Genomic DNA, 13,893 nt, shown 5'->3' with positions numbered 1-13,893 from the left:
GCATCAGCCCGTCAGTTGCCCATGTCGCGCTTCGGCGTCGGCCGATGCCTGTTCCTGCACATGCAGCCGCGCCAGCAGCCGATCCACCAGAGCCGGCACGTCATCCGGCCCGTTGGCAGTGCCGAACAGGGTGAAATCAGGCCGCGCCAGTACCGCCGCCCGGCCTTCGCCCAGTAAATCGCCATAAACCCCGTCAATATCGACAAATGCGGGCATATCCAGCGCCACAAATTTTACGCCGATACGCCGGAGCAGTGCCAATCGGTCAGGGCCAAATGCGGTCGAATGATCGGTGCGGGAGAGCAGCACGAAGCCGTTACCCATCACCGTGTCGAAACGATCCTCCATTTCGCCCAGCCGCACCCTGCCCTGGGGAAAGATTTCGCCTGCCATGGGCGACCGGTCCAGATCGACAATGCCCGCAACCATGCCCGGTATCACGGGCTTGCGCGGTGGATTGGCCCTCATATAGGCGTCGCGCTGACGGGCCTTTTCAGCATCATGTTCATTTGCAATCCGTCCCAGCCCCAGCGACATCTGGGTGATGGCAGCAACATGGGGACGCCGTTCGGTTTCATAACTGTCGAGCAGATCAGGATGCGAAACGCCCCGCAAAATCAGGTCGAGTTTCCACGCCAGATTATATCCGTCGCGCATCCCGGAACAGGCCCCCTGCCCCATATAGGGCGGCATGGTGTGGGCCGCGTCTCCGGCAATCAATATGCGATCACTGCGCCAGCGATCCGCCATCTGCGCCCCGAACTGATAGACGATCTGCCGGATGATCTGCACATCGTCAGGCCCCAGATCATGTTGCGTGCGCAGCCACTGCCAGGCGAATTCCGGCCGGAGAAACGCGTCGGCATCTTCATGCTTCAGCACCGCCAGTTCAAAACGTAGCCGTTCGGTTCCGATCGGCAGGTGCATATGGCCGCGGGCCGGATCGCAATATTGGATGGTCTTGCGGAACGCCGCGTCGATCGGACGCAGTATCCGCGTATCGATATTGAGCCACCGCTCGTTAAACCCTTCATCGCTCCGCCCGATGTTCAGCAATTCGCGCACCGTGCTACGCGCGCCGTCGCACCCCACCACGAACCGCGCCGAAATTTCCTGCGTTACCGCGCTGTCTTTGGGCGTCACGGTCAGTTGAACGTCGCCAGCCGTCTGCGAAAAGCCGTTCAGTTCACATCCCATCATCCGGGTGACGGACGGCAGGCCTTGAACCCGCGCGTCGATCGCCTCTTCGATATCGGGCTGATAGATGGAAATGTCGGCCGGAAACCCGCATTTGCCCTGCTTTGTGCCTTCCCCTGCCTGCGTCAGCATCAGACCTTCGGCATTGACGAAAGTGAAATGAGGAATGGCTTCCGAACCGCGCAGGGCATGATCGACGTCAGAGGTCGCCTGAATGATCCGGGCGGTTTCATCGTCGATATGGCTCAGCCGTGGCATACCGTACAGCGTGGGCCAACGCTCGATGACCACGACGCTATGGCCCAACTGTCCCAGCGCCGAAGCCAGGACCAGTCCCGTTGGACCATAGCCGATGATCGCAACGTCAAATGCGGTCTTATTCATGATGGATGCCCTGTGCCGTGCTGAACCGATCCGCAAACCACGCCGAAACGAGGGCGTTGCGATCGGTTGCGTGGTTGTAGATCGTATGTTCGCCATCGGCCCAATGCAGCAGGCGGCTGCCAGGCGATCCGCCGGACAGGAAGTCGGCCTGTGCGCCGACGGGGACGAGCGGGTCCGCGCCGCCTTCGACGACCAGGACCGGGCATCGTAACGGCGTCTGCCGGTGATCGAAATTAAACTCAGACAGCCACTGGCCAATATCCGCGTCGTTCAGGCCCGATGCCGCCAGCATCTGTTCGCGCGGCGCGCGATGCTGCGGCACGGCAATCACCGGGGCTGCCCCATTAATGCAGCAGGCCGCAACCCGCCGTGGATATTGCGCGGCGACATGCGCCGCCAGAAGGCCACCGAAACTGTTGCCCATCACGCCGGTTTTCGGTGCCATGGAACCGGCAAGGTCGATCAGCGGTCCAAGATCAGCCAGCCTCTCCCTGCGCAGGGCCACGCCGCCCTCCATCCGCGTCAACCCCTGCCCCGGCAGTTCAGCCAGCAGCGTGGCCATCCCGCGCCGCGCCAAAGCCCGCGCCATGCCGAGATAACTCATGCCCCACCCGCTCAGGCCGCCCCATATGATGACGCAGCCCACGGGATTGCCTGGGCCGAACGCCCAGACTTTGCCGCGGGACGTGCCGATGCCATAATCGAGCAGGCGGAACTCTCCGCTCAGCGCGCCACTGCGTGCCCAGGTCTCGACGGCGGCACGATACAGCGCCAGTTTGTGGGGGACGTCGGCATTATAGGCAAGCTGGGCGATATTCAGCACCGCAGCCTGCCATTCCAGATATTGCGCCGCCAGCAAGGGGCAACCGTCCGCCAGCGCCGCTTGCGCCAAACCACCCTGATGGTCGGCAATCCTGCATGCACGCGCGATCCAGGCATCGACATCCAATGCCTGTTGGACCAGCGAGAGCGCGTTTTCCCGACTGACGCCATAATCGATCAGCCGCGTCACAGGCAGGCCGCGAAGCAGCGCTTCGAGCGCCTTGTCATGGTCTGCGACGGCGATCGCAGGCGTGCGCTCATTCATGTCCGTCTCCACTCCCGTCACGCCTGTCTGGCCTTGGGTCGGGCTGTAGAGTGGGATGCCCATCAACATCCAATAGAATGTTGATATTAGCATTATTCAGAAAACGTATATTATCCCATCAACTCCATCGCCTGTTTGCGCAACCAGATATGCCCTGGATCCTGTTCCGATCGCTGATGCCAGATCATGCGCGCCATGACCGGCTCCACCGGCAAAGGTATGGCGAACCGCTTCAACAGCCCGGCTTCGGGCAAGCTGTCGAGCAAGGCCTCGGTCATGACGGCGATCATGTCCGTCCCCACGACCAGACGCGCAACCGGCAGGAAATGCGGTACACGCAAGGCCACCCGCCGTTTCAGCCCCATGGTTTCCAGCACGGTATCGATAGGCGTTCCGAAATCGTCGTTCATTGCGACAACGACATGCGGCAGTGTCAAAAATGTGCTGAGGCTGAAATCATTCTTTGCGATCGCCGGGTTGGCTGGATCGACGATGCACACTTCTTTCATCATCTGCGCGTTTTCGCTGACAATCGAAGGGGGGAGATGTTCAAAAACGCCCCACGCCAGTTCGACCTGCCCTGTCTCGATCCGCCGGATCGCCTCCTGATTGCCATAGCCATGCACGACCAGATCGATTGACGGTGCGCGTGGCCGTAATCCTCGTTCAAAGCGCGGCAAGGCCAGATGGGTGGCCATGTCCGGCATCGACAGCACAAATCGCCGGGCCGAGGTGGAAGGGTCAAACTGGACCCTGCGCCCCACGGCGGCGGCAATGATGTCCAGCCCCGGACGCACCGCTCTTGCCAGTTCGATCGCCTTTGGCGTCGGCAACATCCCGGTGGATGTGCGACGAAACAGAGCGTCGCCGAACATCTCGCGAAGCTGGCGCAGGGAGCGACTCATCGCCGGTTGGCTGACACCGATCCGCGACGCAGCCCGCGAAACATGGCCTTCGATCACCAGCGCCTCGAACGCGACCAGCAGGTTGAGATCGATATTATTGAGATTCAGTTCGCCCATGAGACCGTCCGCTCCTGCATCTTCGACATTATACCATATCTGGATATTCTGGATATCATTTAATCATTTGTAACCTGCCGCCTTCTGGTGAAGCTATTGATCAGCCCCACAAGGCTCAAAAGAATAGAAGATTTCAGGGAGGGTGCTGATGAGACAGCCATATTTCTGCGGTGTAGCGATGTGCGCAATGGCGCTTTCGACACTGCCCGCTTTCGCGCAGGACGCCAGCAATTCAGAGGTGCAGGATAGCGTCGGACTGGCCGATATTGTCGTAACCGCCCAGCGACGGACCGAAAACGTCCAGAAGGCCGCGCTAGCGATCTCGGTCATTTCTGCCGACGCCCTGGCTCAGGCGGGCGTTGCGAACACCAGCACTCTAAACGCGGTCGCGCCTTCGCTGGCGGTCGTGCAGGGCGGCGGCGCCAGCGCGAGCTACTTCATTCGCGGCGTGGGCAATTACACCAATAACGCCTACAGCGATTCTGCCGTCGCCTTTAACCTGGACGGCGTCTATATCGGCCGCACGACATCGACCATTGGCGCCTTCTTCGACCTTGAGCGTGTCGAAGTGCTTAAGGGGCCACAAGGCACCTTGTACGGACGTAATGCGACCGGCGGCGCCATCAACGTCCTTCCGGCCAAGCCGGTGCTTGGCGAACTTAGTGGCTACCTGACCGCCGGATATGGCAATTACGATACGTTTGAAGGCGAGGCCGTACTCAACGCGCCGCTGGGCGATAACACCGCGCTCCGCATCGGCGCGCGGGGCGTGCGCAGCGATGGCTTCAACCGGGATGGCTCGCAGGACAATGATAATGAGTCCGCGCGGATACAATTGCTGACCCAGGCGACCGATACGCTGCGCATCCGGCTGGCCGCCGATTACGGTCATGTCGGCGGTGCCGGGCCAGCCAGCACCATGTTGGGTGAATTCCACTTTGCGCCCGGCGCACCCGCCAGCGCGACCGCGCCAGCCAACTATGTCTATGAAACATCCGGACTGGGCAATCGGGAAGGCAATTTCACCCCGGCTGCCCAGGCCTATTTTGCCCAGCAGGTGATCGGCGGATCGTTCATCTTTCCCGCCCCGCTGACCCGGCCCTATCGCGATGACGCCAACTGGGGCGTCTATTCGGAAATCAACCTGAAAACAGCGGTTGGCGATTTGACGATCCTTCCCGCCTACCGCAAATCGACGATGGACGACAATCTCAATGGCCCGGCATTCCGCTTCGGCCTGGTTGACGAAACAGACCGTCAGGTCAGCACCGAAATCCGGTTTGACGGCGAACGTATAGGTCCGGTCGATTGGCTCGTCGGTGGCTATTTCTACGATCAGCGCACCCGTGGATCGGCCTCTTATGGCCAGTATCTGGTCACCTCTATCCAGCGCTACGATATCGAGACGACGTCGCTCGCTGCCTTTGGACGGTTGACCTTTCATCTGGCCGATTCCGTTCGGTTCGTGGCGGGGGGCCGATATACGAAAGACAAGAAAGTCCTGGACGGTTCGGTCGACACCTTGCTGAATGTCTGCACCAATCCGCCACCGCCCGCTGGCGCCGGATGCTTCGGTGGCCCGTCCATCCCTGCCGGGTCCAGTCTCGCCGAAATTGCAGCCGCAATCCTAGGCAGCCTGTTGCCTGCGGGCTTCCCCACTGAACCCGGTCCGGCCAATGCGCGGCCTTTTGGCACCGCAGGCAATATCCTGTATTTCTCGCCCTATGCGGTAAACAGGACACAGAAGAATAATCGCTTCACCTACCGGCTGGCGATAGAGGCCGATATCGGTGCCAACTCGCTGGCCTATGCCAGCTACGAAACCGGTTATCGGTCAGGCGGCTTCTCGCTCGTATTTGGTCGTGAAACCTTCAACCCGGAATATATCAAGGCGTTGACGCTGGGCATCAAGAACCGGTTCTTGGACAATCGCCTGCAACTGAACATGGAAGCGTTCCACTGGCGCTACAGCGGTCAGCAGATCACCCATTTCGGCCTGGATCGCAGCGGCCTGAGCAATTACTTCACGGAAAATTCGGGGCGCTCCACGGTAAAGGGCGTGGATGTCGATATTCAGTTCAAACTGGCTCGCGACACGATCGTGTCAGGCTCCTTGCAGTATCTCGACAACAGGCTTGCCGAGTTCGTCTATGATACACCACGCGGCCCGACCGCACTGCCACCTATCGTTTCCTGCCCCTATACGCCCGGAAATGATGCGAACGGCTTTGCCATATACCGCGTCGATTGCGCCGGAAAGCCGGGCCTCAATTCCCCGAAATGGGCGTTCAACATCGGCGTCCAGCAGGGTTTCGACATCGGCGATTATCGCATGACTTTTACGGCAGATGGCCGCTATCGCTCCAACCAGATTATCGGCTTTGAATATTTGCCGCAGCAAAATTCGGGGCAACATTTCACCGCCGATGCCAGCGTCAATTTCGAGCCACACAGCAAAAGCTGGTCGGTCAATGCCTGGGTCCGCAATCTTGGCGATCGCGACGTGCCGGTGAACGCCCAGTTGAATTCGACTGTTGCGGGAACGATGAACACGTTTTTCGCAGCACCGCGTACTTATGGTGTTCGGGGAACCATGCGGTTTTGATCGGTAATGATCAGCGTGTCGCTACGCGTTGCAGGCCATCGTTGGGAGGCTCTATGTCATTTTTGCTAGACTGCTGGTATTTTGCTGGGTGGCTTGCCGAAATGGAAGCCGACGGCAAGATTGTTAGGACGATCGCCGATCGCAATCTCCTGATTTTCCCTGACGGCGATGGTGGTTTTTCTGCGGTTCTCGATCAATGTCCGCATCGGCTGGTGCCCCTGTCCTGCGGGCAGGTGGAACCGGGCCGGGTGACGTGCGGCTATCATGGCCTGCAATTTGGCCGCGATGGGGCGTGCCTGCATAACCCGCATGGCCCGGTGCTCGACGCGTTGCGGGTTCAGGCTTTTCCAGTCGTCGCGCGCCATGACGGCTTGTGGATCTGGCTTGGCGATGCGTCGTCGGCCGATCCGGCATTAATCCCGGATCTGGGCTTCATCGACCAGACGAAAGAGACGGCAAAAAGCGCGGGCTACGAACATATCGCGGCCAATTATCTGCTGTGTGTGGACAATATTCTGGACCTCAGTCATGCCGACTATCTTCATCCATCGACCCTGGGGGGTGGATCTGCGACCCGCGCCAAATCGTCGGTCAGTGAAACGGATGACGGTTTGCGGATCAAATGGGAAGCGCTTGATGACATAGTGCCCCCCGCGCTTGCCACCGCCTTTCCCAACGGTCGCGGCGACGTGCGCCTGCGGGTCGACTGGTGGGCGCCCGGCGTGATGAAGCTGGATTTCGGGGCAAGTCAGCCTGGCGATCCTGCCCATAGCGGACCAATGACCTACAACGCCCATATCATGACGCCGAAAAATGCGTTCGAAACGCATTATTTCTTCTGCAACAGCCGAAATTTCATGACCGATGACGCAGCATTCAACAGCCATTTACAATCAATGTTGCGGGCCACTTTTGCCGGCGAAGACAAGCCGATGCTGGAGGCTCAACAACGGTCAATCGGGAACCGCGATATCATGGACAGCCGCCCGGTATTGTTACGCACCGATGCCGGTTCCGCGCGCATGCGCAGGCTGCTAAGCAAGCGGATAGCAAGCGAGCATGACATAGATTTTTGAAGCAGACGTATTTTGGAGGAGCCACCGACTTTGATCAAGAGGCAGCGTGACATGAGCCATGCCGTGCAGGCGCCGTCCTTATCAGCTAAGGTAAAAAAGGCTCAGGGCCACGCCCTCTCGGCCCTGAATTCGGGCCTTGTTAGGGCCTGATCGCTCGTATGAATCTCACTGCATCTTTGAAATTTAGACCAAAAATATCGTAGGCTGGATTCCGGCTCAGCCAATTTCTTCCTTCTCGACTTGTCGCCCCGCCCCCGTCTAAGAGGGGCGGCATGATGAAGCTGTTCATTGGCAACAAAGCCTATTCGAGTTGGTCCCTGCGCGGGTGGCTGGCATGCAGACTTTCCGGCCTGCCGTTCGAGGAAGTGGTCGTTCCCCTCTATGACGAGGCGTGGGAGAAACGGCGCGAGGGCGATGAGTTTGCGCCTTCGTCAGGCAAGGTTCCAATCCTGTGGGATGGCGACGATATCGTCGTGTGGGATAGTCTGGCCATCGTCGAATATCTCAACGACAAGACCAATGGCGATCTGTTCTGGCCCGCCGATCCCGCCGCGCGGGCGATGGCCCGGTCGATGGCGGCGGAAATGCATAGCAGCTTTGCCGCATTGCGTCGCGAGCATAGCATGAACATCCGCCGCATCTACGACGCAGGAAAGCCTTCGGAAGCCGTAGTGCAGGATCTGGCCCGGTTGATGCAGCTGTGGGCGCAGGCACGGGCCCGCCATGGCGGCGAAGGGGATTTCCTGTTCGGTGCATTCGGCGCGGTCGATGTTATGTTCGCGCCGGTAGTGACGCGTCTGATTACCTATCAACTGCCCGTTGCGCGCTTTGCCGAACCCTATATGGCCGCGATGATCGCCCATCCGTGGATGCAGGAATGGATCGGCAGCGCGCAGGCAGAAGACTGGGTGATCGACCGGTTCGAAACCCCGCCCCAGACGGTGTGACCCCATGAGCGAAATGCCCGAAACGCCCAAGGAAGCGCGTGCGGCCGAAGCCGCCGCGATTCGCCGCCGCTGGATCACGCTGGGCGAGATGCTGACTGTACTGGCGGTCGGGATTTCCGCGTTGACCCTGTATCTCAACTGGTCGGAGAAGCAGGAAGAGCGCGCCGACAAGGCGAGCGAAAGCCGCCAGGCGTCAGCCCGGTCAGTCAAGCTGGTGCTGAACGCCAGAGCCGACGGGAGCGATCGCTTGCTGCTGTCGCCCGCCGCGCCGGAGCAGATCGTCCAGAGCCAAACCATCCTCTTTCCCAAGGCGCTGGGCCTTGCGCCTGTGCCGACCACGGGCGAAGCGCGAATCGAAGCGGGCTGGTTTGCCGACGCGCTGAAAAAGGCGAGAGAGAAGGCCAAGCTGCCCGACGACAGCGTGGGCGACGAACAATTGCCGGTGGAGATCACGACCCGCTTTGTCGTGAATGGCGAGGCGCATGTGGACACGGCGCTCTACGACATCGGCTATGGCATCGCGGGCAAGTGGCTGGCCGGGCATCGAGTGACGCTGCGCGGCCTGTCGCTGGTGGCGCGCGGCGCGGTTGGCGATCCGCAGGAGCGCGTGGATGCGCGCTGGGCCAAGGCGGTCAAAGCACGGTCATGAAAAGGCCCGGCGCCTTTGCAGGAGCCGGGCCTTTCGAGCGTTAAAGCGCTACCGCTTTTTAGCCGACGATTTCTTCGGGCTTGAAGAAGTAGGCGATTTCGATCGCCGCATTTTCTTCGCTGTCCGAACCATGGACCGAGTTCGCCTCGATCGATTCGGCCAGTTCCTTGCGGATCGTGCCGGCGTCGGCGTTGGCGGGGTTGGTCGCGCCCATGATGTCGCGGTTACGCTGAACGGCGTTTTCGCCTTCCAGAACCTGCACGACGACCGGGCCGGAGATCATGAAAGCAACGAGGTCGGCGAAGAAAGGGCGTTCCTTGTGAACGCCGTAAAAGCCTTCTGCCTGCTCGCGGCTCATGCGGATCCGCTTGGATGCGACGATGCGCAGACCCGCTTCTTCCAGCATCTTGGCAACGGCGCCGGTCAGGTTGCGACGGGTCGCGTCGGGCTTGATGATCGAAAAGGTGCGCGTGACGGCCATGGCCCTCGTAACTCCGAATTGTTAGGAAATATGGCGCGCCTTTAGACGCCGCCGTGCTGCACTGCAAGGGGCGTGATTACGGTCCCTGCACCCATTTGCGTCCGTCCTGTCGCCAAAAGCGTGGATCGACATCGTCCCGCTTCGCCAAAGTCCGCCAGCTTGACCGCGCACCGTCGATCGTATCGGCGTCGAAGAAGTAGAAGGCGCGGTCGAATGTGAGCGCCTCGCTCCGCCAGAGGCCGTCAGCGATCGCCACATGGCGCGCGCCATTGGCAGGGTCGCAGGTCGGGGCCAGCAGAATGGGCTGAATAGCCTCCTGCTCCTCCCCCGCGCGGCCATGCGCCAGAAAACTGTCGGGCGGGCCGTTCCACAGACCGGTGGAAATCCGGTCCAGCCGGTCCGCCTCCTGCGCCACCACCAGCAGCCGACCGCCCATCTGCAGGATACGCGCTGCGATCGCAGGCAGCACCTGATCGACGGGGTCGCGGCTTAGCTGGTAGAAATCGACCTGCATCAGCGCTCGAACTTATCGGTCACGAACTGGTCGAGCAGGCGCACGCCAAAACCGGTCGCACCCTTTTCCCACGTCGCGCCGGGCTTGTCCGCCCAGACCATGCCTGCAATGTCGAGATGCGCCCATTTGACGCCATCATCGACGAATCGCTTGATGAATTGCGCCGCCGTGATCGATCCGGCGTAGCGGCCGCCGATATTCTTCATGTCGGCGATCGGGCTGTCAATCATCTTGTTATAGGCGTCGGACAGGGGGAAGCGCCACAAAGGCTCGCCAGCCGTCGTGCCCGCTGCCGTCAGATCGCCCGACAGGCCGTCGTCGTTGGAAAACAGACCGGCATGCTGATCGCCCAGCGACACCAGAATCGCACCGGTCAGGGTCGCCAAGTCCACTATAACTTCCGGCGCATAGGTTTTCTGCGCCCAGGTAATCACGTCGCACAGGACCAGACGGCCCTCCGCGTCAGTGTTGATCACCTCAATCGTCTGGCCGGACATGGACGTTACGATATCGCCGGGACGCTGGGCATTGGCATCGGGCATGTTTTCGACAAGGCCGCAGATACCAACGACGCGCGCCTTAGCCTTGCGGCTGGCCAGCGCCTTGATCGCGCCGGCAACGGCGCCCGCGCCGCCCATGTCCCACTTCATGTCTTCCATACCGGCTGCAGGCTTGATGGAGATGCCGCCGGTGTCGAACGTGACGCCCTTGCCGACAAAAACGACCGGCTTATCGGTCGCGCCATCGGTGCCGTCCCATTCCATCGCCAGCAGGCGCGCCTCGCGCACGGAACCCTGCGCGACGCCCAGCAGCGCGCCCATGCCCAGCGCCTCCATCGCCGCACGATCGAGCACGGTGATCTTGACGCCCAGGTCAGCGAGATGCTGGCACCGTTCCACGAAACTTTCAGGATAGAGGATGTTGGCGGGTTCCGACACCAGTTCGCGGGTAAAGGCGACGCCGCCAGCGACCGCCGACAGTTTCGCCCAGGCCGCTTCTGCGCCGGTCGCGACGATCGTGACGGTCTTGAGCGTCGGCTTGGCCTTTTCCGGCAGCCGCGTGCGATAGGTGTCGATGCGCCAGCCGCGCAGCAGCGCCCCCATGCCCAGATGCGCGGCCAGATCGCCGCTGACACCGCCCCCGACAAATTCGACCGACGCATGAGTCGCGCCGCTGGTCAGCAGCCGGGCAGTCAAGGTCGCGCCCGCCCGCTCCAGATCGCTGGCCGATGCCGCACCGGTGCCGATCAGCAGCACGCGGACGGTGCGACCGCCTTCATCCACGAAACTTTCAAAGCTCGCCCCGACGTCGCCTGTAAAACGGGCCGCGGCTGCACCGGCGACCAGCGTGGCGGACGCGTTCACGGGTAGCGCGTCAAAGCCGTTCTTGGGCACGGCGAAGACCAGCGTATCGGTTTCGGGGCGGGCGGGACTAAACTGAATATCCATCGGGGGCTTTTTCCTCATTTTTCTGGGGCGGGTGGGCCGCCATATTGTCTGTCAGATAGTGCGGCTTTGCGCGTCTGGCAAAGGCGTTCGAACGATTTCCGCCCAATCCGCATCGTCAGGCGATTGCGGAGGGGCAATCAGTGCGATAGGCGGGGGCCAGATGCGCCCCGTTGAAGGCTCGACCGCTTGCAGACCCTTTTGTTCCCCCGTCCTCTTCGTGCCGCACTCCTGCGCAGCGCGGCCCTGTCGTGTCTGGCCCTGCCCGGCCTGGCGATCGTCGGTCCCGCGCTGGCGCAGCAGCTCAACGAACCGGTCGCCCCGATCAGCGCGCCGGATGCACCAGTGCCACAGACGGACGACCAGATCGGCTTTTCCGCCGACGCGCTGCAATATGACAGCAATAGTGAAGTCGTGACCGCCAGCGGCAGCGTCCAGTTGCTGCGTGAAGGCAACCGGATGCGCGCCGACAAGGTGGTGTGGAACCGCACGACCGGTAAGGTCGAGGCGATCGGCAACGTGTCGATGACCGACCCGGACGGCAATATCGCCTATGGCGACCGGTTCGATGTTACCGACACGCTCAAAGACGGCATGGTGGACAATATGCTGTTGGTGCTCAAGTCCGGCGGGCGCCTGGCTTCCACGACGGGTACGCGCGTGAACGGCGTCTATACGCTCAACCGGGCCGCTTACACCGGTTGCGCGGTCGAAGACAGCGACGGTTGCCCCAAGAACCCGACCTGGCAGATCAATGCGGTCAAGGTCATCTATGATCCGGTGCGAGAACGCGTTTCCTACACCAATGCCAATATCGAACTGTTCGGCCTGCCGCTCATCCCCCTGCCCGGCCTGTCGCATCCCGTGGGCGAAGGTGGCGGTAGCGGCATATTGATGCCCAACCTGCGCTACGACCGCAATAACGGGTTCGAGGTGGCGGTCCCCTATTACTGGAAGATTGCGCCCAATCGCGACCTGACCGTTACACCGCATATCTACACCAACAGCCTGCCGATGCTGGAAGGCAATTTCCGCCACCTGACAGATCGCGGCGCTTACCAGATCACTGGCTTTGCCACCTATGGCAGCCGCGTGGCGGCGGGGGACACATCGACCGATCCCACGCCTGCGCAGGCGCAAAAGGATCTGCGCGGCTATTTCGATGCCAGTGGCGGGCTGGCGCTGACGCCGGAATGGAGCGTCGATGGGTCCATCCGGGTAGCGTCCGATCGCACCTTCCTGCGGCGTTACGATATCAGCCGCGACGATCGGTTGCGTTCGACCATCGGTGCGCAGCGGATCGGGCAGAACAGCTATTTCTCGCTGCGCGGCTGGGCGGTCCAGACGTTGCGGGCGGGCGATTCACAGGGGCAGACCCCTATCGCCCTGCCTGTCATGGACTATCTCCTGCGCCTCAATGATCCATGGCTGGGCGGCGTGCTGCAATTGCAGGCGAACACCCTGGCCATCACCCGCACGCATGGGCAGGATACGCAGCGCGCCTTTGCCGCAGCCGAATGGAATTTGCGCAAGCTGACCGCCATGGGGCAGGAAGTTACCTTCACAGGATATCTGCGCGGCGATCTGTACCACAGCAGCGACAATGCACTGACATCGACCGCCAGCTATGCTGGCTCTCCGGGCTGGCAGACGCGCGGGATCGCGGCGGCGGCGGTGGACCTGCGTTGGCCATTTCAGGGTGAGGCATTTGGCGGCGTGCAGCGAATCGCCCCGCGCGTACAGATCGTCGCCGCGCCGAAACTGGCCAACCTGTCCCTGCCCAATGAAGACGCCCGCGCCGTCGATCTGGAGGACAGCAACCTCTTCGCGCTCAACCGCTTTGCCGGCTATGACCGGTTCGAAGATTCCAGCCGCATCACCTATGGCCTGGAATATAGCCTGTCGCTGCCCGACTTTTCGCTTCAGAGCATCATCGGGCAAAGCTATCGGATCAACAGCCGCACCAGCATCCTGCCCGACGGCACCGGACTGTCCGACCGCATGTCCGACATCGTGGGTCGCGTCACTGTGCGCTACAAGGATTTCGTCAGCCTGACCCACCGGTTCCGACTGGACAAGGACAGCCTGTCGGTGCGCCGCAACGAAATCGATGCGACGATCGGCAGCAAGAAAACCTATGCGATGGTCGGCTATCTGCGCCTCAACCGCAACGCGCTGGCGTCGCTGGAGGATTTGCAGGATCGGGAAGAAGTGCGGCTGGGCGGGCGCGTGCAATTCGCGCGTTTCTGGTCGGTGTTCGGCTCCACCGTGATCGACCTGACCGGGCGACGGGAAGACCCGACGAGTGTTGCGGACGGGTTCGACCCGGTACGGCATCGGCTTGGCATCGCCTATGAGGATGACTGCCTGACGCTGGGCATCACCTGGCGGCGTGACTATCAGGCCAATGGCGACGCACGAAAGGGCAATGGTTTCCAGCTTCGGCTAGCTTTCCGCAATATTGGGATATAAGGATCAGCGTCCCT

General features: G+C 61.4%; 11 protein-coding genes. 5 read left to right on the top strand and 6 right to left on the bottom strand.

The features are described 5' to 3' along the window. Positions 1-3 precede the first annotated feature (3 nt). Genes WA070_RS15310 through WA070_RS15300 form a run of 3 tightly spaced genes read right to left on the bottom strand, consistent with a single transcriptional unit; the run spans position 4 to position 3,690 of the window. A complete protein-coding gene (locus WA070_RS15310) occupies positions 4-1,581 on the bottom strand; it encodes a bifunctional 3-(3-hydroxy-phenyl)propionate/3-hydroxycinnamic acid hydroxylase (protein ID WP_422634781.1) in 1,578 nt (525 codons plus the stop codon). Further along, the gene (locus tag WA070_RS15305) at positions 1,574-2,737 is read right to left on the bottom strand and encodes an alpha/beta hydrolase (RefSeq protein ID WP_422634780.1); all 1,164 of its coding nucleotides are present in this window, start codon (positions 2,735-2,737) and stop codon (positions 1,574-1,576) included. The genes WA070_RS15310 and WA070_RS15305 overlap by 8 nt, the downstream gene beginning before the upstream one ends. Positions 2,738-2,778: 41 nt before the next feature. Next, complete coding sequence (locus WA070_RS15300) at positions 2,779-3,690, bottom strand: LysR family transcriptional regulator (protein WP_422634779.1); 912 nt, start codon at positions 3,688-3,690, stop codon at positions 2,779-2,781. 148 nt (positions 3,691-3,838) lie between these two features. On the opposite strand from WA070_RS15300, the gene WA070_RS15295 reads away from it, so the two are divergent. The 4 genes from WA070_RS15295 to WA070_RS15280 all read left to right on the top strand — a co-directional run bounded on the left by WA070_RS15295 (position 3,839) and on the right by WA070_RS15280 (position 8,967). Further along, entirely contained in the window at positions 3,839-6,295 is a 2,457-nt protein-coding gene (locus WA070_RS15295) for a TonB-dependent receptor (protein WP_422634778.1), read from the top strand. Positions 6,296-6,348: 53 nt separating this feature from the next. Next, positions 6,349-7,371, top strand: coding sequence for a Rieske 2Fe-2S domain-containing protein (locus tag WA070_RS15290; protein ID WP_422634777.1), 1,023 nt, complete (start codon positions 6,349-6,351; stop codon positions 7,369-7,371). A gap of 272 nt (positions 7,372-7,643) precedes the next feature. Then, positions 7,644-8,318, top strand: coding sequence for a glutathione S-transferase family protein (locus WA070_RS15285; RefSeq protein ID WP_422634776.1), 675 nt, complete (start codon positions 7,644-7,646; stop codon positions 8,316-8,318). Between the two features lie 4 nt (positions 8,319-8,322). Next, positions 8,323-8,967, top strand: coding sequence for a hypothetical protein (locus WA070_RS15280; protein WP_422634775.1), 645 nt, complete (start codon positions 8,323-8,325; stop codon positions 8,965-8,967). A 58-nt stretch (positions 8,968-9,025) separates the two neighbouring features. On the opposite strand, the gene ndk is transcribed toward WA070_RS15280, so the two are convergent. The 3 genes from ndk to WA070_RS15265 form a co-directional block, all read right to left on the bottom strand. Then, positions 9,026-9,448 carry a nucleoside-diphosphate kinase gene (gene ndk, locus WA070_RS15275; protein ID WP_169570824.1) on the bottom strand — a complete coding sequence of 141 codons (423 nt, stop codon included), beginning with the start codon at positions 9,446-9,448 and terminating at the stop codon, positions 9,026-9,028. Positions 9,449-9,524: 76 nt separating this feature from the next. Next, a complete protein-coding gene (locus WA070_RS15270) occupies positions 9,525-9,962 on the bottom strand; it encodes a DNA polymerase III subunit chi (RefSeq protein ID WP_422634774.1) in 438 nt (145 codons plus the stop codon). Then, positions 9,962-11,410 carry a leucyl aminopeptidase gene (locus tag WA070_RS15265; RefSeq protein WP_422634917.1) on the bottom strand — a complete coding sequence of 483 codons (1,449 nt, stop codon included), beginning with the start codon at positions 11,408-11,410 and terminating at the stop codon, positions 9,962-9,964. The genes WA070_RS15270 and WA070_RS15265 overlap by 1 nt, the downstream gene beginning before the upstream one ends. Before the next feature lie 186 nt (positions 11,411-11,596). Between WA070_RS15265 and WA070_RS15260 the strand changes: the two genes are divergently transcribed. Next, a complete protein-coding gene (locus tag WA070_RS15260; RefSeq protein WP_422634773.1) occupies positions 11,597-13,879 on the top strand; it encodes an LPS-assembly protein LptD in 2,283 nt (760 codons plus the stop codon). Positions 13,880-13,893 lie beyond the last annotated feature (14 nt).

The organism is Sphingobium sp. (assembly GCF_049304695.1).
Lineage (GTDB): Bacteria > Pseudomonadota > Alphaproteobacteria > Sphingomonadales > Sphingomonadaceae > Sphingobium.
The sequence above is the reverse complement of the archived record's forward strand: the minus strand, read 5'-3'. Positions and strand labels throughout refer to the sequence as shown.

Coding starts and splice junctions, on each gene's coding strand:
- WA070_RS15310 (WP_422634781.1), bottom strand. CDS start 1,581: ATGAATAAGACCGCATTTGACGTTGCGATCATCGGCTATGGTCCAACG.
- WA070_RS15305 (WP_422634780.1), bottom strand. CDS start 2,737: ATGTTGATGGGCATCCCACTCTACAGCCCGACCCAAGGCCAGACAGGC.
- WA070_RS15300 (WP_422634779.1), bottom strand. CDS start 3,690: ATGGGCGAACTGAATCTCAATAATATCGATCTCAACCTGCTGGTCGCG.
- WA070_RS15295 (WP_422634778.1), top strand. CDS start 3,839: ATGAGACAGCCATATTTCTGCGGTGTAGCGATGTGCGCAATGGCGCTT.
- WA070_RS15290 (WP_422634777.1), top strand. CDS start 6,349: ATGTCATTTTTGCTAGACTGCTGGTATTTTGCTGGGTGGCTTGCCGAA.
- WA070_RS15285 (WP_422634776.1), top strand. CDS start 7,644: ATGATGAAGCTGTTCATTGGCAACAAAGCCTATTCGAGTTGGTCCCTG.
- WA070_RS15280 (WP_422634775.1), top strand. CDS start 8,323: ATGAGCGAAATGCCCGAAACGCCCAAGGAAGCGCGTGCGGCCGAAGCC.
- ndk (WP_169570824.1), bottom strand. CDS start 9,448: ATGGCCGTCACGCGCACCTTTTCGATCATCAAGCCCGACGCGACCCGT.
- WA070_RS15270 (WP_422634774.1), bottom strand. CDS start 9,962: ATGCAGGTCGATTTCTACCAGCTAAGCCGCGACCCCGTCGATCAGGTG.
- WA070_RS15265 (WP_422634917.1), bottom strand. CDS start 11,410: ATGGATATTCAGTTTAGTCCCGCCCGCCCCGAAACCGATACGCTGGTC.